This window comes from Streptomyces aquilus (assembly GCF_003955715.1).
Classification (GTDB): domain Bacteria; phylum Actinomycetota; class Actinomycetes; order Streptomycetales; family Streptomycetaceae; genus Streptomyces; species Streptomyces aquilus.
The window spans coordinates 6122090-6148124 of sequence record NZ_CP034463.1; the positions used below are offsets into that span (position 1 = coordinate 6122090).

Annotated in this window: 24 protein-coding genes; 10 read left to right on the forward strand and 14 right to left on the reverse strand. The window is 68.4% G+C overall.

The window, feature by feature from the left end:
- Positions 1-73: 73 nt before the first annotated feature.
- Together EJC51_RS28245 and kstD are read left to right on the forward strand one after the other, a co-directional pair.
- Positions 74-628: a DUF6817 domain-containing protein gene (locus tag EJC51_RS28245; protein ID WP_126273663.1), complete on the forward strand. Its 555-nt coding sequence runs from the start codon at positions 74-76 to the stop codon at positions 626-628.
- Positions 629-703: 75 nt separating this feature from the next.
- Positions 704-2461, forward strand: a complete 1758-nt coding sequence (gene kstD / locus EJC51_RS28250; protein WP_126273664.1) for a 3-oxosteroid 1-dehydrogenase — start codon at positions 704-706, stop codon at positions 2459-2461.
- On the opposite strand, the gene EJC51_RS28255 is transcribed toward kstD, so the two are convergent.
- From EJC51_RS28255 to EJC51_RS28265, 3 genes are read right to left on the reverse strand one after another with little or no spacing between them, the layout of a single operon-like run.
- Entirely contained in the window at positions 2458-3120 is a 663-nt protein-coding gene (locus EJC51_RS28255; protein ID WP_126273665.1) for a class I SAM-dependent methyltransferase, read from the reverse strand. The genes kstD and EJC51_RS28255 overlap by 4 nt on opposite strands.
- A 49-nt stretch (positions 3121-3169) precedes the next feature.
- Positions 3170-3484: an AzlD domain-containing protein gene (locus EJC51_RS28260; protein ID WP_126273666.1), complete on the reverse strand. Its 315-nt coding sequence runs from the start codon at positions 3482-3484 to the stop codon at positions 3170-3172.
- On the reverse strand, positions 3481-4194 hold the full coding sequence (locus EJC51_RS28265) for an AzlC family ABC transporter permease (RefSeq protein ID WP_126273667.1): 714 nt from the start codon (positions 4192-4194) through the stop codon (positions 3481-3483). Before EJC51_RS28265 ends, EJC51_RS28260 begins: the two co-directional genes overlap by 4 nt.
- A gap of 69 nt (positions 4195-4263) precedes the next feature.
- Between EJC51_RS28265 and EJC51_RS28270 the strand changes: the two genes are divergently transcribed.
- Positions 4264-4821 (forward strand): helix-turn-helix domain-containing protein, encoded by a 558-nt coding sequence (locus tag EJC51_RS28270; RefSeq protein ID WP_126273668.1) that lies wholly within the window; start codon positions 4264-4266, stop codon positions 4819-4821.
- A gap of 92 nt (positions 4822-4913) precedes the next feature.
- Here the strand turns inward: EJC51_RS28270 and EJC51_RS28275 are convergent, their stop codons facing one another.
- A complete protein-coding gene (locus EJC51_RS28275; protein WP_003992177.1) occupies positions 4914-5117 on the reverse strand; it encodes a cold-shock protein in 204 nt (67 codons plus the stop codon).
- Positions 5118-5403: 286 nt separating this feature from the next.
- Between EJC51_RS28275 and EJC51_RS28280 the strand changes: the two genes are divergently transcribed.
- Both EJC51_RS28280 and EJC51_RS28285 read left to right on the forward strand, forming a co-directional pair.
- Positions 5404-6252, forward strand: coding sequence for a menaquinone biosynthetic enzyme MqnA/MqnD family protein (locus tag EJC51_RS28280; RefSeq protein WP_126273669.1), 849 nt, complete (start codon positions 5404-5406; stop codon positions 6250-6252).
- A 54-nt stretch (positions 6253-6306) separates the two neighbouring features.
- Entirely contained in the window at positions 6307-7980 is a 1674-nt protein-coding gene (locus EJC51_RS28285) for a serine/threonine-protein kinase (RefSeq protein ID WP_126273670.1), read from the forward strand.
- 143 nt (positions 7981-8123) lie between these two features.
- Here EJC51_RS28285 and EJC51_RS28290 read toward each other — a convergent pair whose 3' ends face one another.
- Positions 8124-12737: an FtsK/SpoIIIE domain-containing protein gene (locus EJC51_RS28290; protein ID WP_126273671.1), complete on the reverse strand. Its 4614-nt coding sequence runs from the start codon at positions 12735-12737 to the stop codon at positions 8124-8126.
- 412 nt (positions 12738-13149) lie between these two features.
- On the opposite strand from EJC51_RS28290, the gene EJC51_RS28295 reads away from it, so the two are divergent.
- The 5 genes from EJC51_RS28295 (at position 13150) to EJC51_RS28315 (ending at position 16661) form a co-directional block, all read left to right on the forward strand.
- Positions 13150-13416, forward strand: a complete 267-nt coding sequence (locus EJC51_RS28295; RefSeq protein ID WP_059193207.1) for a WXG100 family type VII secretion target — start codon at positions 13150-13152, stop codon at positions 13414-13416.
- Positions 13417-13499: 83 nt separating this feature from the next.
- Positions 13500-13823: a type VII secretion target gene (locus EJC51_RS28300; protein ID WP_126273672.1), complete on the forward strand. Its 324-nt coding sequence runs from the start codon at positions 13500-13502 to the stop codon at positions 13821-13823.
- Positions 13820-15337, forward strand: a complete 1518-nt coding sequence (locus EJC51_RS28305; protein ID WP_126273673.1) for a putative T7SS-secreted protein — start codon at positions 13820-13822, stop codon at positions 15335-15337. Before EJC51_RS28300 ends, EJC51_RS28305 begins: the two co-directional genes overlap by 4 nt.
- A 93-nt stretch (positions 15338-15430) precedes the next feature.
- Positions 15431-16075, forward strand: a complete 645-nt coding sequence (locus EJC51_RS28310) for a hypothetical protein (RefSeq protein ID WP_244362886.1) — start codon at positions 15431-15433, stop codon at positions 16073-16075.
- Positions 16068-16661 carry a hypothetical protein gene (locus EJC51_RS28315; RefSeq protein ID WP_126273674.1) on the forward strand — a complete coding sequence of 198 codons (594 nt, stop codon included), beginning with the start codon at positions 16068-16070 and terminating at the stop codon, positions 16659-16661. Before EJC51_RS28310 ends, EJC51_RS28315 begins: the two co-directional genes overlap by 8 nt.
- Before the next feature lie 39 nt (positions 16662-16700).
- On the opposite strand, the gene EJC51_RS28320 is transcribed toward EJC51_RS28315, so the two are convergent.
- From EJC51_RS28320 to EJC51_RS28360, 9 genes are all read right to left on the reverse strand, one after another.
- Positions 16701-17369, reverse strand: coding sequence for a hypothetical protein (locus EJC51_RS28320; RefSeq protein WP_126273675.1), 669 nt, complete (start codon positions 17367-17369; stop codon positions 16701-16703).
- A gap of 30 nt (positions 17370-17399) precedes the next feature.
- A complete protein-coding gene (locus EJC51_RS28325) occupies positions 17400-17954 on the reverse strand; it encodes a hypothetical protein (protein WP_126273676.1) in 555 nt (184 codons plus the stop codon).
- Positions 17955-18089: 135 nt separating this feature from the next.
- Positions 18090-19313, reverse strand: a complete 1224-nt coding sequence (locus EJC51_RS28330; RefSeq protein WP_244362888.1) for a putative T7SS-secreted protein — start codon at positions 19311-19313, stop codon at positions 18090-18092.
- A gap of 131 nt (positions 19314-19444) precedes the next feature.
- Positions 19445-19762, reverse strand: a complete 318-nt coding sequence (locus tag EJC51_RS28335; protein WP_126273678.1) for a hypothetical protein — start codon at positions 19760-19762, stop codon at positions 19445-19447.
- Positions 19763-19895: 133 nt separating this feature from the next.
- Positions 19896-20981: a hypothetical protein gene (locus EJC51_RS28340; protein ID WP_425276810.1), complete on the reverse strand. Its 1086-nt coding sequence runs from the start codon at positions 20979-20981 to the stop codon at positions 19896-19898.
- Positions 20978-21649, reverse strand: a complete 672-nt coding sequence (locus EJC51_RS28345) for a hypothetical protein (RefSeq protein WP_126273680.1) — start codon at positions 21647-21649, stop codon at positions 20978-20980. Before EJC51_RS28345 ends, EJC51_RS28340 begins: the two co-directional genes overlap by 4 nt.
- Before the next feature lie 207 nt (positions 21650-21856).
- On the reverse strand, positions 21857-22528 hold the full coding sequence (locus EJC51_RS28350; RefSeq protein WP_126273681.1) for a hypothetical protein: 672 nt from the start codon (positions 22526-22528) through the stop codon (positions 21857-21859).
- Positions 22529-22605: 77 nt separating this feature from the next.
- Complete coding sequence (locus tag EJC51_RS28355) at positions 22606-23874, reverse strand: hypothetical protein (protein WP_126273682.1); 1269 nt, start codon at positions 23872-23874, stop codon at positions 22606-22608.
- Entirely contained in the window at positions 23864-25960 is a 2097-nt protein-coding gene (locus EJC51_RS28360) for a hypothetical protein (RefSeq protein ID WP_126273683.1), read from the reverse strand. The genes EJC51_RS28355 and EJC51_RS28360 overlap by 11 nt, the downstream gene beginning before the upstream one ends.
- Positions 25961-26035: the final 75 nt, after the last annotated feature.

A 26035-nucleotide genomic window follows, 5' to 3' on the forward strand; every position in this document is an offset into this window, starting at 1 on the left:
GGCCCAACGGGCGGCAACCCGCTCCACCCGGGACGGAGCGGGTGCCGACCCACCCCACATGAAGGGAGCCCTCATGGCGTTCGACCCGTTCGATCCCTTCGCCCAAGCAGACGCTCTCCTAAGGGAGTTGGGTGCCGAGCGCGCACCCCACCCGGGCGGCACCCTCCTCACCCACCTCCACCGGGTACGCGCCCGCCTCGTCACCTGGAACGCCCGCCCCGCCCTCCAGCTCGCCGGCCTCTGCCACGCCTTCTACGGCACCGACGGCTTCCCCCACCCCCTGCTCCCGCTCGACCGGCGCCCCGAACTCGGGGAAGCGATCGGCGTAGAGGCGGAGGCGATCGTCCACCTCTACGCGAGCTGCGACCGCGCTGCGACCTACCCGACCCTCACCACCCCCACCGCCCCGTTCCGCGACCGCTTCTCCGGCCGCACCCACACCCCCGCCCCGGCCCTGCGCCGGGACTTCGCCGAGCTCACCGCCGCCAACGAACTCGACCTCGCCGCCGAGGACCCGGGCTTCCGCGACCGCCACGGCCCCGCCCTCCTCGCGCTCTTCACCCGCTTCCGCCCGCTGCTGAGCCGACCGGCATGGGAGGACTGCACGGCCCTCCTCCCCGGCCCTTGACTTCACAACATCCCCGCGCCACATTCCCCTTTCCGGCACGGAATCTGACGGAGTATCAGACAGGGGGACGGACCCATGACAGGCAGCCCGGACGCCGCAAGACCGACGCGCAGACAGGTACTCGGCACCTCCGTGGCCGCCGGGCTCGCCGTCGCCACCGTCGCCCCGCAGACCGCCCGGGCCGCCGACCTCCCCCTCCTCGGCACCTACGACGTGGTCGTCATCGGCTCCGGCGCGGCCGGGATGACCGCCGCGCTCACCGCCGCCAAGCAGGGGCTGAGTGTCGTCGTGCTGGAGAAGGCGCCCACCTTCGGCGGGTCCGCCGCCCGTTCCGGTGCCGGGATCTGGATTCCCAACAACCCGGTGTTGCTTGCCGCCGGAGTCCCGGACACCCCGGCGAAGGCCGCCGCCTATCTCGCCGCCGTCGTCGGCCCCGACGTCCCCGTCGCCCGGCAACAGGCCTTCCTCGCCCACGGCCCCGCCATGATCTCCTTCGTCATGGCCAACAGCCCGTTGCGCTTCCGGTGGATGGAGGGGTACAGCGACTACTACCCCGAGCTGCCGGGCGGCCTCCCCAACGGGCGTTCCATCGAGCCCGACTACCTCGACGGCCACATCCTCGGCGCCGAACTCGCCCATCTGAACCCGTCGTACATGGCGGTCCCGACCGGCATGGTGGTGTTCTCCGCCGACTACAAGTGGCTCACCCTCGCCGCCGTCAGCGTCAAGGGCCTCGCCGTCGCCACCGAGTGTCTGGCGCGGGGGACCAAGGCCCTCACCCTCGGGCAGGCGCCGCTGACCATGGGGCAGTCCCTCGCGGGCGGGCTGAGGAAAGGGCTGATGGACGCCGGGGTGCCCGTCCGGCTCAACACCCCTCTCACCGACCTCCTCGTCGAGAGCGGGACCGTCAGCGGTGCCGTCACCCCCGCCGGTCTCTACCGCGCCCGGCGTGCCGTCGTCGTCGGCTCCGGCGGCTTCGAGCACAACCTCGCCATGCGCACGCAGTACCAGCGGCAGCCCATCGGGACCGACTGGACCGTGGGCGCGAAGGAGAACACCGGGGACGGAATCCGGGCGGGGCAGCGCGTCGGCGGCGCCCTCGCCCTGATGGACGACGCCTGGTGGGGGCCCGCGATCCCGCTCCCCGACCAGCCCTACTTCTGCCTCGCCGAACGCACGCTCCCGGGCGGGCTGATGGTCAACGCGGCCGGCGGACGGTTCGTGAACGAGGCCGCCCCCTACAGCGACGTCGTGCACGTCATGTACGACCGCAATCCGACCGACCCCGACATCCCGGCCTGGCTGATCTTCGACCAGAACTACCGCAACCGGTACCTCTTCAAGGACGTCAGCCCGACGTTCGTCCTCCCCGACGACTGGTACAGCTCGGGGGCCGCCCACAAGGCCTGGACCGTCGACGCCCTCGCCACCGCGATCGGCGTCGCGCCCGCAGCCCTCCGCTCCACGGTCTCCCGCTTCAACTCCCTTGCCCTGCAAGGCAAGGACCCCGACTTCCACCGCGGCGACAGCGCCTACGACCACTACTACACGGACCCCTCGGTCCTCCCCAACTCCTGCCTCGCCCCCCTCTGGCTCCCCCCGTACTACGCCCTGCGCATCGTCCCCGGCGACCTCGGCACCAAGGGCGGCCTCGTCACCGACGCCCGCGCCCGCGTCCTGCGCGACGACGGCACGGCGATCCCCGGCCTGTACGCCGCCGGGAACGCCAGCGCCGCCGTCATGGGCCACAGTTACGCGGGCGCGGGCTCGACGATCGGACCGGCGATGACGTTCGGATACATCGCCGCCAAGGACATCGCCGGGACTCTCTAGTCGGTGCTCGGTTTCCGTGCGATCAGGAACGCCTGCGGCACCTGGTCCTCGCTCTGTGCCGCCCGCACCGTCTGCGACACGATCTCGAATCCGGCGGCCGTCAGCAGTCCGGCGATCCGGTCGGGCTGCCGGCGCTGGAAGTCGAGGGTGACATCGTGGCCCCACGGCCGTTCGTGGCGCTTGGGTTCGTCGCCGACCTGGAAGCCCATGAGCAGATGCCCGCCCGGGGTCAGGACCCGCAGGAACTCACGGAAGAGCGAGGGGAGTTCGTCCACAGGGGTGTGGATGGAGGAGTACCAGGAGACCGCGCCCGCGAGCGATTCGTCCGCCATGTCCAGCTTCAGCATGGACCCCTGCACGAAGAGCAGATCCGGGTTCTCCCGCCGCGCGATCCGAAGCATCGACGACGAGAGGTCGAGCCCGAACACATCGAGCCCGAGGGAGGCCAGGAGGCCGGTGACCCGTCCTGGCCCGCAGCCGAGATCGGCCACCGCGCCGCCGCGCCCCACGAGTTCGGCGAACACCCCGATCATCGCCCGCTCCAGCGGCATCTCCGCCAACGCGTCACGGAAGCGCTCGTCGTAGTCCTCGGCAATGGCGTCGTAGAACACCCGGGTACTGGTCACGAAGTCAGGGTTCAGAAAATCGGCGTCGGTCATGGCGCGCGACCCTACAAGCCTCCACTGACACTGCCCTCCGTTCCGGGACCTACGCCACCCCCAGCGCCCGCAGCACCGCCGCCGTCCCCGCCGCCCCGAGCACCACGACCACGAACGGCGCCCTGCGCCACGCCAGCACCGCCCCGACCAGCACCCCGGTCGGCCGCGCCCACCCCGCGAAGCCGCCGCCCTCCGTCAGCGCCCCGGTCGCGAGCAGCGCGGTCAGCAGGACGATCGCGCCCGCCGACAGCAACTCCTGGACACGGGCGGGGAGTTCGACACGGCCGTGCAGCGCGGGACCGACCAGCCGGAAGGCGTACGTTCCCACGGCCAGCGCCAGGATCATGGCCACCGTCGGGCTCATGCCGTGCGCCCCTTTCCGAAGGCCAGGAGACCGGCCAGCGCCAGCAGCACCGGCACGCCCGCCGGGGCGACCGGCGTGAGGGCGAGGGCCAGGCACGCGCCGAGCAGGGCCGATCGTCGTACGGGAGCGTCCTGTCGTAGCGCCGGAAGGACCAGCGCCACCAGAACCGCCGGGAAGGCCGCGTCCAGGCCGTAGCGGGCCGTGTCGCCGATGGCGTCTCCGGCGAGGGCGCCGATCAGGACGCCGGTGTTCCAGACGGCGAACAGGCCGAGCCCGGAGACCCAGAACGCCGTACGGCGTCGTACCGGATCGGGCTGGGCCAGGGCGAAGGCGACCGTCTCGTCGGTGACGAGGTGGGCTCCCAGGAGCCGGGCCCAGCGGCCTCGGCCGAGGGTCTCCGCGACGGCCAGGCTGTAGGCGGCCGTTCGGGTGTTCAGGAGCAGGCCGGTGGCCGCGGCGGCGAGTGGCCCGCCGCCGGCCAGCAGGACGCCGACCGCGCTGAACTGCGCGGAGCCCGCGTAGACGACCAGGGACATCACCACCGGGACCCAGACCGGCAGGCCTCCGGCGACGGCGATCGCGCCGAAGGAGACGCCGACGACCCCGCTGGCCAGCCAGACCAGGGAGGCGTCCCGTACCAACTCCAGACGGGGTGTCCTGGGTGTCCTGGGTGTCCTGGGTGTCCTGGGTGTTCGCTCTGCCGTACGCATGTTCTCTACAATGAACAAGAAGTGTTGTGTTCGTCAAGGCGAACAGTCGTACCGATGGAGCGAACGAACATGAGCGAGAGCCGTCTTCCGCTGGAGTGGATCGCCGCTTCGCTGCGGCGCGAGCGTGCGCGCACCGGGCTGTCGCTCTCGGAGCTGGCCAAGCGGGCCGGGATCGCGAAGTCCACGCTGTCCCAGCTGGAGGCCGGCGGCGGGAACCCGAGCGTCGAGACACTGTGGGCGCTGGGGGTGGCGCTGGGCGTGCCGTTCAGCGCGCTGGTGGAGCCGCCGGTGCCCTCCGTGCAGGTCATCAGGGCCGGGCAGGGCCCGACGGTGGCGTCCGAGAAGGCCGAGTACGCGGCCACGCTGCTGTCCGCCAGCCCGCCCGGGGCGCGGCGGGACATCTACCACCTGCGGGCCGAACCGGGGGCCGTACGGGAGTCGGAGCCGCACATTCCGGGGAGCGTGGAGCATCTGATCGTGAGCACGGGCAGGCTCAAGGCCGGCCCGGCGGCGGAGACGGTGGAGCTGGCGGCCGGGGACTACATGACGTATCGCGGGGATGTGCCGCACTCGTACGAGGCGCTCGCTCCCGGGACGACGTTCGTGCTGGTCATGCAGCACATGTGACCGCGTAGGGGGAAAGGCAGGAGCCCCGTCGCCTTGCGGCGCGGGGCTCCTTGGGTACTGCTCTCAGGTCCGGATCAGAGACTCGAAAAGTCTCAGACGGGGGTGACGTTCTCCGCCTGCGGGCCCTTCGGGCCCTGGGTCACGTCGAAGGAGACCTGCTGGTTCTCCTCCAGCGAACGGAAGCCGCTCGCGTTGATGGCGGAGTAGTGGACGAAGACGTCCGGGCCGCCGCCCTCCTGGGCAATGAAGCCAAAGCCCTTTTCGGCGTTGAACCACTTCACGGTTCCGGTAGCCATAAGCCCTCCTTGGGCCCAAAGGGTTGCCCTGCTCCAGAACCTGCGATTGTGAAAACAGTGCTGCACAACTGCATACTTCTGAAAACGACTAGAGCCCGCGGTTACATGCTCCGCAGGCTCTGTACTGCAAGGGAAACCAAACTGCAACTTGCGGCGAGCCTAGCATGTGGGCAGCCGAAAGCAATAGAGGCCAAGATCACGTCACCCGGATGTTTGATCTCGCTCGTGTCGGGTTGACGGCGGGGGTGGCCATCGTACGTCAGGCCCCAGGGTCTAGCCTCACGATGTGGACAATTACCGCACCCGGCCGCGCGTCGGCCACATCCAGTTCCTGAACTGTCTGCCCCTGTACTGGGGGCTGGCGAGAACAGGCACGCTCCTCGACTTCGAGCTCACGAAGGACACCCCGGAGAAGCTCAGCGAGAAGCTGGTGCAGGGTGATCTCGACATCGGTCCCATCACCCTCGTCGAGTTCCTGCGCAACGCCGACGACCTGGTCGCCTTCCCCGACATCGCTGTCGGGTGCGACGGCCCGGTGATGTCCTGCGTGATCGTCTCGCAGGTCCCGCTGGACGAGCTCGACGGCGCCCGCGTGGCCCTCGGCTCGACCTCCCGCACGTCCGTCCGCCTCGCCCAGCTCCTGCTGTCCGAGCGGTACGGCGTCCAGCCCGACTACTACACGTGCCCGCCCGACCTCAGCCTGATGATGCAGGAGGCGGAGGCCGCCGTGCTCATCGGCGACGCGGCGCTGCGGGCCAACCTGCTCGACGGACCGAAGTACGGCCTGGAGGTCCACGACCTCGGCTCGCTGTGGAAGGAGTGGACGGGACTGCCGTTCGTCTTCGCCGTGTGGGCCGCCCGCCGGGACTACCTGGAGCGCGAGCCCGTCATCACCCGCCGGGTCCACGAGGCCTTCCTCGCCTCCCGGAACCTCTCCCTCGACGAGGTCGGCAAGGTCGCCGAACAGGCCGCCCGCTGGGAGGCCTTCGACGAGCGGGTCCTGGAGCGGTACTTCACCACCCTCGACTTCCGCTTCGGCGGCCCGCAGCTGGAGGCGGTCGCGGAGTTCGCCCGCCGGGTGGGGCCGACGACGGGATTCCCGGCGGACGTGAAGGTGGAACTGCTTCAGCCGTAATCTGCATCTGAGTCTTACGGGGTCGCGACGGCCTCACGGGGGAGGGTGGGCGTGATGCAGCCACTCGGAGTCGACGAGCCGACCGCCGTCGGGCCCTACCGGCTGCTCGGCCGGCTCGGCTCCGGCGGCATGGGCCGGGTCTATCTGGGGCGCAGCGCCGGGGGCCGGACGGTCGCCGTCAAGATCGTGCACCCGCACTTCGCGCTCGACGAGGAGTTCCGCGCCCGCTTCCGGCGCGAGGTCGAGGCGGCGCGGCGGGTGGGCGGCGCCTGGACGGCGCCCGTACTGGACGCCGACCCGGACGCGGCCGTGCCATGGGTGGCCACGGCCTACGCTGCGGGCCCGTCACTGACAGCGGCGGTGACCGACGACGGTCCGCTGCCCGCGCCTTCGGTACGGGTGCTGGGGGCGGGGCTCGCCGAGGCGCTGGCGGCCGTACACGAACTGGGCCTGGTCCACCGGGACGTCAAGCCGTCCAACGTGCTCCTGACCCTGGACGGCCCGCTGCTCATCGACTTCGGCATCGCGCGCGCCACGGACGGCACGGCCTCGCTGACCTCGACCGGCGTCTCCATCGGCTCGCCCGGATACATGGCCCCCGAGCAGATCCTCGGCAAGGGCGTCTCGGGGGCGTCGGACGTCTTCTCGCTCGGGGCGGTGCTGGCGTACGCGGCGAACGGGGCGTCACCGTTCCCCGGGGACTCCTCGGCCGCCCTGCTCTACAAGGTCGTCCACGAGGAGCCCGAACTCGGTTCGCTCGACGGAGAGTTGCGGGGACTGGTGGCGGCTTGTCTGGCCAAGTCGCCCGGGGAACGGCCGACTCCGGCTGAGGTGTCCCGGCGGCTCGCCCCCGAGGGAGCGGCGCGGCTGGTCGCGGGCGGGTGGCTGCCGGGGGCGCTGGTCGAGAGGGTGAGCCGGAGTGCCGTACAGCTGCTGAATCTGGAGGCGGCGGGGGAGGCTTCGGGGGTTGTGGGGTTCAGCAGTCCCTCGGTCGGAGGGCCCGCGGTGCCACTGGCGGTGGGGGAGTTCGGGCCGCCGCCGGTGATGCCGGTGGCGGCGCCCGCCGTTTCGGTGCCCGAGCCGCGTGACGCCGTCCCGGCGCCGCCCGGCATCGCTGACACTCCTCCCGGGAAGCTGTCCGTTTCCGTGGCGGCCACCAGCGCCCCGGGCGCGGACGGGCGCGGCCGACGGCTCAGCTGCACCGTGGCGCTCGCGGTCGCCGGGGCGTTGGCGGCGGTGACGGTGGGGTCGGTGTTCCTGTTCGACCTGCTGCCCAAGGACGACAAGGACACCAGCGCGGGGAGTTCCGACGCGTACTCGCCGCAGCCGACGGCGAGTTCGGCGCCGACCGACAGCACCGGAGCGGACGACGCGGCCCCCGGGGTGGTCCCCGATCGCTACCTCGGCACCTGGGAAGGCCAGGCCACCGGCTCCGGCATCCCGATGGGCACCTTCCGGCTGACCGTCAAGGAGGTGGCCGTGGGCGGGCAACTGGGCAAGCTCAAGCAGACCGACATCCTCGGCGGCGTCTGCAACGACGTACTGACCCTGAAGCAGGTCACGAAGACGCAGCTCATCGCGACGTCCGTCGGCGCACGGACCAACCACGAGGGCTGCAACCCCGCCGCCCACACGGTCCGGTTGACCCCGGTCGGCGACGACCTGAAGTTCGCCTCGGAGAGCGAGGCGGAGGGGAATCCGGAGGCGCGGTTGTCGAAGGTCAAGTAGCGGCGGGCGCGGCGGAGCCGGGTGACTTCACGGGGCTCGCCGAGCCCTTGATGCCGTACGTCACCAACGGCGTGCCGGCGTCGTGTCCTACCGGCAGTGCCGCCCCGCCGCCTTCCGTCGCTTCGGCCTCGCGGAGCCTCCGCTCAGCCGGGAACCACCACCGTCCGCAGCTCCCCGTCGCCGAGATGCAGCATGCCCTTGCCCGGGGTGATCTGGCCGCCGACCAGGCCGCGGTTGAGGCGGACGCCGATGAGGTCGCCGGAGGAGGTCTCCTGGGGGGAGAGGAGGATGCCGCGGCGGGCCTTCTTGGCGTCGACCTGCCAGCCGGAGAAGCCCGAGCAGACGTCCTCCTCGTCACCGGCGATGACCATGGCGAGACCGCGCTCGGCGCCGCGTGAGACGAGCTTCTTGAACTGGCTCGCGGCGTCGCAGTCCTCGAGGATCTCGCCGTCGTCGACGAGGACGACGATCGGCTCCTCCGGGCTCGCCTCGTCCAAGAGCTCCTCGAACTCGTCCTCGTCGATGTCGTCACCGGTGAAGACCTTCAACACACCGTCCGTGCCGTCCAGTTGACGGAGCGGGGACTGGCGCGGGGCCGCGATGACCAGGCGTACGCCCTGCGTCAGGTACGACTGCGCGAAGTTCATCAGGACCGTCGAGCGACCGGACTTGGCCGGGCCCGCGACCACGAACGTCGGCACACCCTGCGACAGGTCCGGGCCGAAGCCCACGATCTCGTCGCCGCCGATGCCCACCAGACCCCACAGCCGGGCGCGGGACGCGTCCGGGTCGCGCATCTCCCAGGCCTCCGGGAAGGAGACCCGGCTCGGCAGGCTGTCGACGCGGAAGGGGCGGTGCGTGCGGGGGACGGCCGCGTCACGCGCGGCGGCCGCCTCGCCGATCGCCGCCAGTGCCGCCGCCTGGCCCTGACCGGTGGTGTCCTCGGAGAGCAGCGCGAACTGCGTCTCCGTACCGAACTCGTTGCGGAAACCACGGCCCGGCGGAATCTCCTCCGGCACCTTGCGGGCCGGGATGCCGAGCGCCGAGAAGTCGCTGCGGTCGGCGAGCCGCAGGCCGTACTTGTCCTCGGTGAGCGTCGCGATCCGGCCGACCAGCAGCGTGCGGTCACCGGTGAGGACGAGGTGGATGCCGACCGAGGCACCCTCGCGCATCATCGTCTGCAACTCGTCCGTCAGCGAGCCGTGGTCGACCTCGCCGAGCGTGGGCACCCAGCCCTCCCACCGGTCCAGGAGCACCACGATGTGCGGCAGCCGCTCGTCCCCGGCGACCGAGGCCCGCTGCTCGCCGATGTCCGCGAACCCCTTGTCGGCCAGGAGGTTCTGGCGGCGGTCCATCTCCGCCTTGAGCCGGTTGACGAGCCGCACGACCCGCTCGGTCTGGTTACGGCCGACGACCGCGCCGACGTGCGGCAGCCGGGTCAGCGCGTTGAGCGCGCCGTTGCCGCAGTCGATGCCGTACATGTGCACGTCGGCCACGGAGTGCGTCCGCGCGATCGAGCCCGCGAGCGTGCGCAGCACCTGCGAACGACCGCTGCGCGGCGCACCGCCGATCATCAGATGCCCGAAGGAGGCGAAGTCGACCACGACCGGGCGGCGGGCCTGCTGCGCGGGCAGGTCCTCGACGCCGTACGGTGCGGGCGCCAGCTTGCCCGGCCCGCCGGCGAACGCGGGCACCTGGATGTCGTCGAGCAGCAGCTGCTCGTCGAGCGCCGGCAGCCACGGACTGTGCTGCGGCGGGATGCCGAGCGAGCGGTTGGCGTCCCGGATGGTGTCGACGAGGACCTTGAGGTCGGTGATCTCCTCGTCCTCACGCGACTCGGCCTTGGGCTTGACCAGCGCGGCCCGCCCCAGGTCCTCCCAGGCCAGCGGCCCCACCCACGGCATGAGCACGGCGGGATCGGCGGCACCCGGCCGCCGGCCACCCACCCGCCCCGACTGGAACGGCACCAGCGAGGCATGCCCGAGCCGGACGTACGCCCGACCCGGCGTGCTCTTGCTGATGTGCCCGGCCTCGGGGGAGTCGATGACGTCCGACGACTCACCGCCGTCGGTCACGCGCAGCGCGATACGGAGGTTGGTGTTGGCGCGGATCTCGGGGGACACGACACCGGAGGGCCGCTGCGTGGCGAGGAGGAGGTGAATACCGAGGGAACGCCCTCGCTGGGCGATGTTCACCAGTCCCGTGACGAAGTCGGGCAGGTCACGGACCATGGACGCGAACTCGTCGATGACGATGAGGAGTCGGGGCACGGGCGCGTGGGACGGATCGCGCCGGACCAGATCCTGATAGTCCTCGATGTCCTTGGCGTCGGCGGCGGCGAGGATGTGCTCGCGCCGGTGCAGCTCCGCGCCGAGGGACTCCAGGGCCCGCTCGACGAGATGGGCGTCGAGGTCGGTCACCATGCCGACGGTGTGCGGCAGATGGACACAGTCCTTGAACGCCGCGCCACCCTTGTAGTCGACAAGGACGAACGTCATGTTCTCGGGCGTGTTCGCGACGGCGAGCGCGGCCACGATGGTCTGGAGCAGCTCGGACTTACCGGAACCGGTGGTACCGGCGATCAGACCGTGCGGACCGTCCCTGCGGATGTCGATGCCGAAGGGCCCGTCGTACGACTCACCGATCACGGCCATCGTCGACTGCCCGCCCATCCGCCAACGGGCCACGATGGCATCGCTGGTCGGCGGTTCCAGTTGGAGCACGTCGAGGAGCCGCGAGGCGGAGGGAAGGGCGGAGTCCTCGGTCTCCCCGCTGATGTCCCGCAACGGCGACAGCGCGCGGGCGAGCCGCAGACACCACGCCGGCGACACGAAGTCGGGCCGCACGTCCTTGATCCGCTCGGCCCCGGCCTCCTCGACGCGCAGCCGCAGCTTGTCGGGGGCGGCGTTCTGTCCGGGGTCCTCGGTGGTGTTCTGATGCCAGGCCTGGAAGGAGGGGAAGGCGGGGAGGCCGCCGCCGGCGACCTGCTGCTGCGCCTGGGCCTGCTGAAGGTAGTCGTACTCCTGCGCGGGCGGCTCGGCGACGACGTACGCCTGGCACTCACCCGGCAGGAACCGCTCCTCGGCGTCGAGGCAGAGGGCGTAGAGGGAGACGGCGGGCCCTTCGCGCAGAATCCGGACGACACCGGGAAGGGAGCGCAGCCGCCGCGACCCGTCCCATACGACGACGATGTCCGGGTCGCTGAACCCGACGCCCTGCCCCTTGTTCTGCTCGGCGGCCTTCTTGCGGGCGTCGAGGATCTGGGTCAGCTCGCCGATACGGGCGCCGACGGTCTCGGCGTCGGTGCCGATCAGGACGTTGACGTCCTGCCCGGAGCCGGGCTTGGCGTGCGGCAGCCAGCGGGTCCAGTCCCAGCTGTCCTGCGCGGTGTTCTCACTGAGGATGTAGAACTGCACGTCCATCGGGCTGTGCAGGGCAGCGGTCTGCGCGACGGCCCAACGCCCCATGGCACGCGCGGAGTCGCCCGGACCGGCCATGCCGATGACCCCGAGCGACCGGAGGGAGAGCGCGACGGGAGCGTCCTCGATCTTCCAGGTGACCTGCCGCTTGTGGTCGAGCTGCTCGGGATCGTCGAGGACGACCTCGGAGTCCATCTGCCCGGTGCCGACGCGAATGAGGAGATGATCACGGTCCGTCCGCCGCCGCTCCCAGAGGCGGGTGCGGGGCCCGGTGCCGAGGGAGAGGACGGTGGCGGGGTCGGGAATGGCGTGCCGCCGGTCGGTCCGCTCGGCGACGAGGGCGTCCTGGGCGTCCTTCTCGACTTTTTGTTTTTGTTCTTCGTATTCCTTGACCTGCTTGGCGTGGGACTTGCGGCCGTGCTTCTTGTCGTTGAAGTAGTTGGCGAAGAGGAGGAGGGGGCTGAGGGCCGCCATGATCAGGTAGTACCAGCGCTGGAAGATCAGCACGGAGACGATGGCGCCGACGAGGGGCGTGAGCGCCATCAGCCAGGGAAGCGGCCGGGCTTCGTACTCGCGGGGAGGCGACGGCAGCCGGAACTTGGTCTGCCGGTCCGGTGGCCGGAGCCTCGGGGGCCGGTTGTAGTCGAGACCGATGCCGTCGTCGGACCACTTGAGGGCGGCGTTGGGCGGCGAGTAACGGGCCAGCTCCAGCAGGGTGTTGCCGACGGCGATCTGCCCGCCGAGGGGCCAGTCGGTCTTGCCGCCGTCTTCTTCCTCGATGGGTTCGCCGTCAAGGGTGACGGGTGCGGGCTTCCGGTCGGTCCCGTCGTCGCTCTCGGCCTTGGTGTGGACGGCGACTTGGCAGGTGCCGTCGGTGGTGACGGACAAGGTGAGGGCGCGGGCGTCGAGTTCGGGGTCGTCGATACGGATGTACGAGGCCGGCCCGCTGCCGATGTCGTACCGCCCGACCCCGAGCCGGTGCACGAACCCGGCGACGGGTCCGCCGACGACACGGAGCTCGACGAGACCGGTGGGTTCGCCGGGCAGGCACCCGGCAGGGTCCTGGAGGGAGACGACCGCGCCGTCACGGAGAGGGGAGTTGACGACGGTGGCGGAGGGATCGACGCCGTAGCCGTCGACGTAGAGGAGGGGGGCGTTGTTGGCGGGGATGTGGTGCTGCTGAAGCCCGAGCGGAATGACCTGAGCGCCTCCGTGGACCCCGACCTGTTTGGCCAGCTCAGCCGCGATGTCCCCCACGGCGGACTCGGGATCGGCATCGAGCACGACATCGGCGGTGCCGCCGCCGAACGGGTCGACGACGGTCAGAGTCAGGCGCACGCTATGTCCTCCCCACGGCCACTGTGGCCCCCATGGCTGCTTCTGCAACGCAGGCCACGGCAGGGATCGACGATATCGGGTGGGTGTGACAAGTGGGGAGCGGGGAGGCGAGGGTGCGTGCGGTGCTGTGGATAACCTCCGACAACTTCCCGCAACTTCCCGATGGCAACGGCGGTGTGCACGAGTTCGTGACGTCTTCACGACGTCTTGTTCACATCCGGGGATGTGTCACCTCGGGCCCCACCCGTAAGCTGCTGCACCAAGAGCGGACGATCACACCGGCTGCCTACGGGTCTCTCCGGGCGGCCTGGCTGCCGATCGCTCTGCAAACAGGGAGCCACGGGGGTTGGCCCTGCGGCGTTTTGATGGGAGCGGCCACATGGCCAAGGACCTTGATGTCACTTATCAGGACATGCGCGACGCTGCGAAGCATGTCGTGAAGGAGAAGGAAAAGCTCCAGGAGAAGCTCGACGGGCTCAAGAAGTACATCAACAACCTCGTCCAGTCCGGCTACGTGACGAAGAGCTCGTCCAAGGCCTTCGACGAGAACTTCGACGAGTTCGTCCGCGGGACGAAGGACACGCTGGATGGTCTGGACGGTATGGGGGACTACCTGACGACCGCGGCGGACAAGTTCGAGCAGATCGATGAGGAGCTGGCCAAGTCGGCTCGTAAGTAGGCTGCTTCGACAGTGACGCGGTGGCGCGACGTCCCCTACGGGCATCGCGTCACCGTTGGTCGTGTGACTTCGCAGGGGGGTTCGTGTCGGATCAGACAGCCGATCTCGCGCGTATCAAGGACAGCGCGACGTCCATCTCGAAAATTCACCGGGAGTTCAAGGGCAACGCGAACCCGGCAGAAGGGCTGGGCGTGCCCACGCTGGGAGACCAGGGCCTCGTCGACGTCTTCGACGACTTCGGTGACAACTGGAAGATTCACCGAGAGCGCCTGATGGACGAGTTGGAGAAGCTGGCGAAGCTTCTGACGACCGCGGCCAAGGCCTACGAGGACATCGATCACGCTCTTGCCGAGGCTCTCCGTGGCACGGATGCCAAGAAGTCGGCTGCCAAGGGAGGGGGCCAGTGACACGGCCTCGGGCAGACGAATGGGCGGTTATCGGCGAGTCGTCGGACCCTGTTCCGGGTGATCCGGAAGAGATCGCCAGCCTCGGCCGAGCGTTACGGAAGACCGCTGAGACCATCAGGAAGCAGGCGGACGAGATCAAGGCCCTCTCGTCTGTCGATTCCTGGAAGGGCAAGACGGCAGACGCGTTCCGCGATGAGGCAGAGGAAGCCGAGGGCAAGCTGCGGAAGGCGCTCAAGCGCTATGACGCCGCCGCGGACGCCCTCGGTGAGAAGGTGGTCGACGGCGGCTGCTTCGTCGAGTACGCCTCGGAACTCCATCGCGCTCAGACAATGGCCGACAAGGCGCTTCGTGATGCACAGGCAGCCCACGACGAGCATCAGTCGAGCGGAAGTGCCATCGAAAAGCTGCCAAAGGACACGGCAGACGACGATCCTCAGCGGAAGAGGCTGGAGAAGCGTCAGGAGGCGGCGACTACGGCGCTGGAGCGCGCCAAGAAGGATCTGGAAGCGGCGAAGGATGTGCGAGATGCCGCAGCCCAAAGGGCGCGTGACTCCATCCGGTTCGCCATCGACCACGATGGTTTGAAAGACGGCACGTGGGACAAGTTCAAGGACTGGGTCCACGACAACGCCGGTTGGATACAGACTGTCCTCGACATTTCAGGTTGGGTCGCTACCGTTTGCGGCACTCTGGCTCTACTGGTGGGCTGGATTCCAGTCATCGGGCAGGCGCTAGCAGGAATTCTCGGCACCATCGCACTCATCGCGACCCTGGTGTCTCTGGTTGGCCACACCCTTATGGCGCTGGCTGGTGAAGGAAGCTGGTTCGATGTCGCTCTCGACATCGTCGGTATCGCCACGCTCGGCATTGGCCGAGGCGCCCTTGCGGGAGCCAAGGCATCGTCGGGAGCTGCTCAGGCCCTTGGCCGTTCGGCAGCCAAGAAGGCTCTGATGCAGGGAGTCAAGGCGAAACCCGGTACAGCGGCGTACAACAGAGCGGTCAACAGGGCAGCCAGGAAAGCCAACGAGCTCAGCGGTGGCGCCTACCGCGGCAAGGCAGCCGCCGAAGCAATCGCCAAGGCGCCGAAGGGCTGGTTCCCAGGTGCTCAGCGAGTAGCGGACGCCTTTAATCCGAAGATGATTTTCAAGGACTCAGTAGATGGGCTCAAAGGCGCAAAGGATCTGACCTGGAGCAATGTCCGGAAACTCGGCCAAGCCGATACATGGGCAGGGGCCAAACCACTGACTGACCCCGACCTTGCCGCCGCAGGTAAGGGCCTCGATCGGATGTCCGATGCGCTGCGGGCTGACAGCACGGTCAAGGGAGCGACCGATGTGTTCCAGACTCAGACTCGGATCTGGGCCGGCTCGACTGCCATTGCGTCGACCACGGATGCGCTCGACAAGGGGGAGATCACGGGCTGGGTCGGTGACCGCGTCGGGATTCAGGGGCTGGATGACGGCGTCTGGTCGGCTACCGGGATCAAGGACGCCACGACGACGAGTGACGGGTGAGCAGGTGGCGCTGACCAGTCGCTTGTCCTGCGGCGGATCGTTCGAGAATGCATGGGGCAAGATGTGAATCGAGCCGACGACAACGGAGCCACTGTGACCTTGCCCACAAACAGCGGCATCGCACCGCCCGCTGATTACCGACTCCTCCTGCCCGAGGGGTGGTTTCGCGTAAACATCGACCCGGAGCAGCGTGAGGCTTCGGTCAGTGCCCTGGTCAACCGCCAGTTCGAGGGCACGGACAACGCCCCGCACATCAAGCGGCAGCTGCGCGAGGAGCTTTTGGCTCAGGCAACCGCGGCGTTCAATGCTGGAGGCCTGGAGCTGTACCTCAGCCTGCAGCAGGCGGGGCCGCTCACCATCCCGGCCTCCCTCCTGATCACACTGCTGCCGCCCACGAGCGGCGGCAAGGCGCTGACCGCAGAGAGCATCGCGGCTCGCCTCTCCGCGGACAGTGACGTTGCCGTCTCGGTCGTCGAGCTGTCCGCAGGCACGGCGGTTCGAACCCGAAGGATGATGGGGCAGCCGGATCGATCTGCTCCGCCCGGTGTTCCAGGAACCCCCGACGAAGCACTCCCGTCCGTCACACTGGATTACCAACTGCCCGTGCCGGCGACGGGCGCGCACCTGCTGCTGACCTTCTCCACCCCGTTGGTACAGATCGCGGACGCGATGGTCGAGCTCTTCGATGCGGTGGCCGCTTCGCTGAGGTGGACGGAAGGTGGTAGCGCTCATGAGTGACATCACCGCCTGCGGCATCGTCTGCCCCACTGACTGGGTGCCTCTCCCGCTCGAGCCTGCGGACGACGTGAAGGGCTGGGCCAAGAGCACTGCGGACGAGTTGCGTGAACGCGGCAAAGCGGCGGGCTACGAGCTGGACAAACGAACGCTCCGCAAGGACCTGCGGGCCAAGGCCGAAGACAGTCGTAGCCGCGAGCCCTTTTATGCTTTCGCTTTCTACCCCGATGGATTCGATACCGCTCTCGCGATCCTGGAAGTCGACCTGATTCACCCGGACCAAACGGTGCCGAAGATCACCCTCGACTGGCTGGCCGAGACCTTCAGCGCGCACGACTTCGGTCCACCTCAGATCTCGCACACAGAACTGCCGATCGGTCCGGCTGTGCGGCTGCGGCAGAATTTCGCCGCCGACGATCCACCGGCCGGAGGTGCGGGAATCCTGATGGAAACCGTCACGTACGGAATCCTGCCCGCTGGCGCGGAGAGCGCCGTCATGCTTCTCATGTCGTGGACCGTTCCTGGCCTCGCCGAGGAGTTGGAGGAAGCCGCGGACAGTATCGTTCGGACGCTGACAGTGGATTTCTGACGACCAGTTGGGGTGGGACGACGTGATCAGGTACGAGTCCTAGGCGTCGGCGGCCAACGGCGACTCGAAGCTCGTGAGTTCGGCGATCTGGCGCAGGATCTCTCGGTACTGCTCGCGTCGTTCCACCGCTGTCGTACTCAACATCAGGACTGCCATGCGCCTGCAGTCCGGGTGGGGGAGGTAAGCGAAGATCTGGAGCAGAGGGGTCGGCGGGAGACCGGACTCGGTCCTCGGTACGCGTACCGTCTCCCCCATCGAGGAGGGGCCGCTGGGCAGGTCCAGATACTCGATATGGGAGTGCTCGTCGCTTGTCGCTACCGCCCGTGCCGCGCTCACGGACCGTGGAGCCCAAGCGATGTCTCGCCAGGACACGGTGAACAGGGAATGAAGAGTGGCACCGTTTCCCCCCTCGACATCGTCGCGATGGACCCCCAATGAGCAATGGACCGTTCCCACCTCGCGCAGGGCGCGCAGGAGTTGCTGGCCCGACGCCAACTGGGCCATGAACTGCTGCCGGGTGAGGTCGTCCGGAATGGCTGCCACCAGCGGACCGAGTGTTTCCCGTAGCCGATCTGCTTCAGCGGAGACGGGGGGAGCGAGCAGAACGTCGATCGGCAACTCGGTGAAACCGCCCGGCACTGCGAACCAGATGCCGGTGTCGGGGGCATTGACGGAGTCGTCGACGATGACGCGGGGTGTTGTGTCCATTGGCTTTCCGGAAGCGAAGTGAGTCGGGAATCAGGAGCCCGCCGGGCGGACGCCCGCACGGCGCCCGCGCTCGATGTCCTCGGCCGTTGCTCCCCAGCCGGCGAGGGACCGACGGCCTCCGTCGGCGTCGATCTGCTGGCTGAGGAACCGGAAGCGGCGTGGCGCCGAACCGTCAGCGGTGGGGGCGGCGATCACGCCGATGAAGCGGGGGTCCCCTGAGAGCCACACAACGCCGATCTGGGCCTTCAGCTCCGCTGTCGCGCGCGGGGCCATGCGCCGGTGCCACCAGCCCACTCCCCAGTGCCGGGGGAACACCATCGGCAGTTCTTCGTCCGGGCGGGCAGGGTTCGGAAATTCGAACCATCCGTACTGCCTGCCGGCGACGTCGGTACGGTCGGCGAGCCCGTGCTTGGCCTCCCGGTACAGGCGCCACGGGTACTCCCGCAGCACGCGCTGGATGCGGAGGAGAACAGGGAAGACGAAGAGCTGGATGAAGGCCCGATAGAAGCTGTAGATCAGGAATGGCACGAAAAGAAGGGTGTATCCGGGTGACAGGAACACCACCAGAATCGCCAGCAGTGCCACCCACAGAGTGATCCAACCGAGGAGAGCGAACACGTTGGCCGCCAGTTGCTTGGACCAGGCACGCTGGGTCGGCGGGTGCTCCCATGCAACGGAATGATCTGCGGGGTTCATATGAGCTCTCTCTTGTCCGCTGGGTCAGAACACGTGCTGCGCGAGGTCGATCAGAGCGCCGCCGTCCAGGATGCTCCGCACACCGTCGACGCCGGTGCTGCCGTCCTTAGCGCCGTCGTTGTCCAGTGAGTCCACCGCGCTGGAGACAAGACCGTATCCGGCTGTCACGACGCCGAGCGAAGCGGATGTGATCTCGACGATTTCTCCGGCTTTGGCAGAGTCACGAGCGCCCCGCACCACAAGGTCCAAGGCTGGATTGCCGAGGCCGGTGATGGCTTTGGCTTGGCTCATCGTCTTGCTTCCCAGGGTCGTCAGAACCTTCCCGAGGGTGACAGCCTCCTCGCTGGCGCGCAGTGCGCTCATCGCTCCTCGGACACCCGACCCCACAGCAGCCACGCCCGGGATGACTCCCAGAACGTCTCCACCGACGCTGACCAGGTTGCCCCAGAAGTCGGAGTCAAGCTCACCGTGGAGGAAGCCGTCCTTGAGGGAGGACAGCACCTCGGGGTCGGACAGGCGCATGGCGAGCGCGGAGGCGCTCAGCGCGGCCGCCGCGAGCAGCAGGACGGCTGCGGCCACACCACCCGTGGCCACGAACAGAGCCACCAGACCGATGACGCCGGCGGTGAAACTCAGGATGTCAGGCAGATTCTCGCTGAACCACTCGCCCAGTTCGTCAAGCCAACCGGGTTCGTGCGGCGCGAGCTTCTCCGTAGCATCTCGGATCTTGCCTGCGCGGCTTCGGGCCTTCTCCTCATGCTCTCCGGCGAGAGCCTTCGCCTTTCCGATGATTTTGTCGAGCTCGGCCTGGGCCTCCTCGACGGCGGTGTTCGCACTGGAGAGGCTCTTCTTGGCCTCATCGTGACGATTGCCTTTGCCGTCTAGATCGGGGTCGTTCTTTGCCTTCTCCGCATGCCCCTTTGCCGTGTCTACGGCCTCCTGCGCGTCCTTGGCTTCCTGTTCGAGCTTCTTGGCCCGGCGTTGGAAGTCGTCAAGTTCGGTCTCCCAGCCGTTCAGCTGCCGGGCGGCTTTACGGATGGAGTGCGCGGCGTTCTTCAGATTGAGTTGAAGAGGACCGTCCTCAAGCTGTTCACGGAAGGCGACGGCGGCATCGCCCTTCCAGTAGCTGCCGTCCATGAGCTTGGTGACGATCTCGTGAGTGTCTTCGAGCGTCTTGGCGCAACTGGAAAGCTTTTTGTACAAATTTCGGACAGTGTCCGTGTCGCCCGGTGTGGGATTGAAGCCCAAGTGAGGATAGTCGGGATTTGGAATGGACGGGGAGGACTTGAGCCCTTGGGGGAGGTCGCCGTTCCGGCGGGCAGGCGAGTTGGCATAGGGGGACTGGTCCAGAGCCGGCTGATCCAGGCCCGGAGTTACCGTCATTTCGTGGCCCCCGATTTGCCGCTCTTAGCCTTCTCCAAGGCCTTTTCCAACGCAGTGTCGACTTCTTCGTAGCTCTTCTTGTTCTGGCCGATGATCTTCGCGAGATCTTCGGTCTGGGAGCCGATCTCCTCGGTGCCGTACTTCCAGTCCTCCTGGAAGTCTTCACAGGCCGAGTCCAGATCATCGGTGCCCAGACCGGTGACAGTTGCGTCACTCAAGGCTTTGCGTAGACCTTTCATGGATTCACTTGACTTTTTCAAGAGCTTCATGAAATGCGCGAGTTCGCTACCGTCTACAGCGAGCCGCTCAGCCATGTGTCGGTGCTCTCTTCCTGGTTAAAGTCACCTGTGTGAGGTGGAGACTCTATCTATTCGACCTCTGATCCCGTCGGGGTGCCTGACCCCGGGCTGCCGCGCGCCCCGAGGTTGACGTGATTTTCGTCGGGTTTCAGCGGTTGACGGCCTGGATTTCCTGGACGGTCACGGCCTGTTCGTTGCCGAAAGTTCCGTCGGGCAGGTCGCCGCCGGCGCCGCCCGTGCCGGTCCAGGAGATGTCCCAGGTGATCGTGGCGCGGAGTTTGTACGTTCCGTCGCCCGAAGAGCGCAGGTATTTGAGGCCGCAGGGCGGGGTCTCGTCCGACTTGCCCTTTGCATAGGGCTCGCCGATCGAACCGTCGGCATTGATCGTGCACTCGCCGGACGCCGGGTAGGTCTGGGCGTCGTCCGTGCCCGGCTCCAGCTTCAGGGCCACCGGCTTGGCCGTTGTCGTCGCCTGGATGTTGAAGCCGGGGACGTTGATGGCCGCCGTCGCCTGGACCTCGTCGAAGACGGCCTTGTCGAGCCAGGCCCAGGTCGGGAGGTTCACCTTGGTGGTGGCCGCGGGGGCGAGGGTGACCTTGGTGTCCGGGAGCGTCATGTGCTGGTACGCCAGGGCCGCGAGGATCTCCGGCTTGATCGCCTCTTCGTACTGAGGCGGCGGGGCCTCGCCGTTGTCGACCCAGAAGGGGATGTCGCTGCAGGAGCCTCGCTTGAGTGGGTCAGGTTCGTTGGGGTTCTCGACACCGGCCCAGAACATCCCCTTGCCGTCCTTGTCGACGTTGTAGTCCTTGTAGCCGGGGGTGTCGGTCCAGCCGTACTCGTCCTCGTAGTGGCGCTGCAACTCGCCGATCGCTGTGCCAGAAGTGCCGCCCATGCCCGGGGTGTTCTTGGCGTCCTCGATCGACTTGGACATCTTCTCCTTGAAGGCTTTGGCGCCGAGGTAGGGGGCGTACCAGCACGGCGGGGGCGTCCAGTTGACGTCAGAGGACGTCACATTGCCGGTGCTGCCGTCCTTGGTGACGGAGCCGGAGTACTGGATCTTTGCAGCGGCATGGATGCCGGTGCTGTCGCTGCCGGCCGACTGCTCTGTGTCGGAGCCCTGGGTGTTGCCTGGTGTCTCTCCCGCGTAGGCCGGTGCCGCGAGGGCGACGAGGCTCAAGGCCAACGTCAGGGTTGTCGCGCCGGTGCTGAGGGTCGTACGGCGTGGCCTGTTCACTGGCACTTCGCCGCCTTCGGCTCGACGTACACGTGGGATGCCTGCCACAGGTCGTCGCCGGTGGGGAGCTTGACCATGATGATCTTGAAGTAGTCGAAGTCCGAGATGCTGGGCGCGCCCTTCAGGACTTTCCCGGTCTTGACCTCTTTGGAGTAGAACTTGGTCGAGTCCACGCAGAACGCGACCTCTACGGTGCTTCCGTTCGACGCGGATCGGGTGGTGGCTTGGTAGTGACGCCGGGTACCCGTTGCCGTCCAGCCGCCGTCGAGCCTGACCTTGATCTGGGTCTGCCCGTACTTCAGTCCATTGCCTGTGGAGTAGGTGACCAAGGCGGCGTCCTTGGTCGTGCGCTTGTCGACGCCGTGGTAGATGGCGCGCATGAAGTTCGCCGCATCCGCCATCGCCGCCGCTTCGTTCTTGTTCTTCGGCTTGGTCCAGTCGAAGACGAGGTTCATGTCCTTCGGCAGAGACACATCCACGCCGTCAGGCTTGTCCTCCGCCGGCGCTCCGGACGCCGACGCCGACGCGCTCGGTGTCTCTGACCCCTGGTCCGCGCCTGCGATCTTGTTGTTGCCCTTCGAGCCGTCGTCCCCGCTGCCGCAGGCCGTCAACAGCAGTGAAGCCGTCGCCACCAGCGCGGCGGCAACGGGCAAAGTGCGGCGCTTCACAGTGAACTCCCCGTGAGAAATCAGTGCAGTCAAGAGGTCTGACGCTATCGGTGAGGTTCCCGCTTTCGCCAGAGCGAAGTTCCCTGCGAACGGGGTCAATCCCGGCGATATGGGGCGTCTGTAGGTGTGAGCTGTGTCCTGATCGTGCCCGAACGGGCGACAGCCCTGGACCGGCCGGTGAGCTGCGTCCGGACCTTCGGTCTCCGGTCACCGGCACCTCGCCGATTCCGTCTCGACATGCACCTTGGCCGCCTGCCAGAGATCCCTACCCGTGGGGTACTTGACCATGATGACGTCGAAGTGGCTGAAGTCCTTGATACTGGGCTCGGTCTTGAGGACCTTCCCCGTCTTGGTCTCCTTGCCGTAGAACTTGGTCGAGTCCGAGCAGAACGCCACCTCCACCGACTCGCCGTTCGAGGTGGAGCGTGTGGTGGCGTCGTAATGGCGCCGGGTGCCGGTGACGGTCCAGCCACCGTCGATATAGGCGTTGATCTGCGTGGTCGCGTACTTCAGGCCGCCGCTGGTGGCGTATGTGGTGACAGCCGCGTCCCCAGTAGTGCCCTTGTCGACGCCCCGAAAGATGGAACGGATGAAGTTCGCGGCACCGTCCATCGCCGCCGCCTCGTTCTTGTCCTTCGGCTTGGTCCAGTCGAAGACCAGGTTGATGTCCTCGGGGAGGGTGATGTCCACGCCGTCCGGCTTGTCTTGAGAGGGCTTGGAGGGCTCAGAGGGATCAACAGCCCGCGTTGCCGACTTCCTCGGTGTCTCCGCTGCCTGGGCGGGGGTGGAGGAACCGCTGTCCCCGTTGCCGCAGGCGGTGAGGAGCAGGGTCGCTGTGACGGCGAGCGCAGCGGCAAAGGGCAAACGGTGGGGCTTCAAGGACGCACCTTCTGTGAGACATGAAATCTGAGGAGGGCAGTCGGGGGGCCAGTGGCTTCGGGTCACGGCAGGCGAGATCAACGCGGGTCCAAGCGGTCACCTTGAACCCGCGTGAAGTCGCCCCGTGTCACCCTCCCCGACAGCGAATCCCCGTCCCGTACCAGCGATCCGTACCCCGTCGCCGCCCACACGCTCGACTCGGCCGGCACCTCGAAGTACGGGACCTCGCGGCCGTCCGCCGTGGTGTCGGTGAGGACTTCGGGGGCGCGGCGGTGGCGCAGGGCCCCGGTGCAGGCGGCGCAGGTGGCCACTTGGGCGCGGTCTTGGCGGCCCAGGGGGCGCCAGGTGCTGCGGCGGGTCGCGCGGCCGTGCAGGGGGTTGAAGAAGCAGAGGGGGAGTGGGGCAGCGGTGGCGCTCAGGGCGTCGCGGCCCTCCGCCACCAGCGCCAGCACTCCTGCCAGGTCAGGCAGGCCGCGCGCGGAGTCCAGGACCTTGGCGGCGGCGGAGTAGGCGTCCAACGCCTGTTGCAGGGCCGGTGTTTCGGCGGGCGCCGCCGCCTGGGCCGATTCGCCGAGTGCGATGACCTCCGCCTCCGCCCGGCGGCGGAGGGCGCTCTCGTCTGCTGCCCTGGCCGCCGCGAAGACCGCCTGGGGGTACGCGAAGGGGGAGGGCGAGGGGCCGGGGGGCCTACGACGCCTTCGTACGAGGAGCAGGGCGCCCAGCGTCAGCAGCGTCAGCGCGACGATTGCCGGTAGTGGCCAGGTCGCCCGAGTCCCCTCCTCCCGGCTTGGTTCGGGGGTGGGCGAGGCGGCCGAGCCTCCCAAGTCCTGCACCGCCTCCTCGTACACCTGCGTCCCGTCCCCCTCCGCCACCAGCTCCACCGCCTTCGACGTCAGGTCCGCCAAGCCCGCGTCCCGCGTCTCGTCCAGGAAGCCGGCCGCTGCCACGGCGTCCCTCGTCTGGTGGGTGTCGGACGGCCATTCGTAGCCGTTGAGGGAGTCGGTGAAGTCGCCGTCCGTGGTGATGAGGATGAACTCGCGGAGGCCCAGGCGGTCGTGGACGACCGAGGCCAGGGTCTTCGCTTCGCCGTCGAAGTCGTCGCCCTTGGTGAGGGGGGTGAGGACCACCTTGATGGGGAGGCCGGTTGCCGCGATCTGCCTGCTCAACTGCCGCTGTCTGGAAGGCGGTACGGCGTCCTCGTACGCATCGGCCACGTAGACGGGCGACTTGCGCAGGGCGTTCGCGATGTGTTCGCCGGGGGACTCGGCTGCCGCGGCGGGGGTGGCCGGGAGCAGCGCCACGAGCAAGGTGGCTGCCAAGGCACGCCTCACGCTCCTACTGGACATGTGCCGCCTCCCTTACCTTTCGGCCCAGCTTGGTGAAGCCCTTGGGGGCCTCCGACAGCAACTCGTCCTCGTAGTACGGCCGTCCGTTGGGTGGCAGCTTCAGCAGGCGGGCCGGGATCTTGTGCGGGTCGTCGAGGCAGACCTCGCACAACGGGAGCATCCGCCTGCGGGTCTCCACGCTGGACGTCCGGACGTGACGGCTGGTCTTAGCCGGGCCGTGCAAGGGGTTCACGCCACAGCACAGGGTGCTGTCGTCGCCGGCGAGGGCGGCGCGGGTGGCTCGGGCCAGGATGATCACCGCGGTGAGGGTGGCCGGGGGCAGGTCGTCCACGGCGTCGCCGTCCGGCGCCAGGAGCATCGTCGCGTCGTAGCGGTTCCGGGCGCGGGTGTCGGCCGTCTCGCCGGTGTCGAACTCGCGGGCCATCGCCCGGAGTTCGGTGCGTGCCGTGTCGCGCAGGTAGGCCTGCGTCGGCATGGCCGGTGACGCGGTGGGCAGGGTCGAGGTCTGCAACGGGTCCGGGTTGCGGCGCAGGAGCGACTTGCGGACGATGCCCAGCACCGCCGCCACCAGCCCGAGCACCGCGCCCGCCATGAGGGCGCCGATGAACAGGCCCGGCCAGAAGTCGCCGTAGAAGAGCGGCTGGAGCTCGTCCTCGGTGATCGGGTCCGTGAGCGGGTACGGCTCGCCCGGCGTCGTCGGCTCGTCCGTGCGCTCCGTCTTGTCGAGGGCGGTCATCACGGAGGTGAGACGCTCGCCGAGGAGGTGGTCGTCGGCGGCGTCCGACTTCTCGTCGCCGTAGGTGACGGACTCCGGGAGGTCGTTGAGGGGGCCGTAGGAGTCCAGGCCCAGGCCGTAGTTGAAGACGTTGATGTAGCCGTCGAGCGGGTCGGCGACGATGTACAGGCCGTCCTTGCCCAGCTTGTCGTGGACGGCGTACGCGAAGTACTCCTCGTCGCTTTCGGACTCGTCCTCGTACAACTGCGGGACGAGAGCCATGAAGACCGGGCCACCGCCCTTCGAGGACTGGAACTTCTCGATACGGGCGTGGAGTTGGGCTAGCTGGGTCCTGTCCAGCGCGCGCGGGCTCTCCGGGTCCTGGTAGATCGGGTCCTGGTCGAGGCCCTCGGCGACCCGGTCCAGACGGGCGTTGAGGTCGATCGCCCGGGGGCGCGGGGACGCGCTCGACGTCGTCTGGTCGAAGACATGGGGGGCGGACGCGGTGATCGCGGCGGCGGTGGCGAGGGCGGCGACGGGGAGGATCCAGCGGGTCCAACGTCTGCTCTGCTGGGGCTTCTTCAACGTGACCGGCGCGCCCGGCCTGCGGCGCCACCAGCGTCGTACATACGGAATCAGGAGCAGCATCGCCAGCGGCACGCCCGTGATCGCCATGCCCGTGAGGAACGACTGGTTGTCGCGGTCGCTCGGGCCGATGTACAGGTCGGCCGGTTCGCCGTCGGAGTCGTACTTCTCGCGCGCCGCCTCCGCGCGGGCGGCGGCCTTCTCGCCGCCCTCCGCGATGACGTCGACGAAGCGCTCGAAGCTGCGCAACGGGCCCGCGTCGAAGGGGAGTTCGTACTGGGCCGTGGTGACCGCGTCGTCGGCGGGGGCGGTCACGCCGTACGCCGAGGCGTCCGTGACCGACGAGTCGTCGATCAGGACGTACAGGCCGTCCTCGCCGAGGCGGTCGTGGACCGCGCCGAGGAGGGCCTCGCCGTCGGCGGCCTCCATGGGGAGGACGAGGACGTAGGTCGGGACGCCGGTGCGCTTCGCGAGTTTGGTGAAGGCGGGTGTGGTGGACTTCGGGATCTCGCGGGGGAGTTGGTCGGTGACGTAGACCGGGTTGGTGCGGAGTTGCTTCGCGAGATAGGCCGCCTGGGTGTCCGCAGTGTCCGCAGTGTCCGCAGTGTCCGCAGTGTCTGCAGTGTCTGCAGTGTCTGCGGTGTCCGCTGCTTGTGCCGGGGTGGCGGTTGCGAACGCGGTGAGGAGCAGGGCGCAGAGGAGGAGCAGGTGGCCGAGGCGCGGCCTCGGCCGGTTTGCTGCGTACGGTGTTGTTGCTTTCCCCGTTACCGTCCCCGTTGTCTTCAAGACCGCATCCCCCGTGTGACCGCTGCCTGTTGTGTGCGGCGGCACTCTACTGTGGTGCTTCGCTAGTGCGAAAGC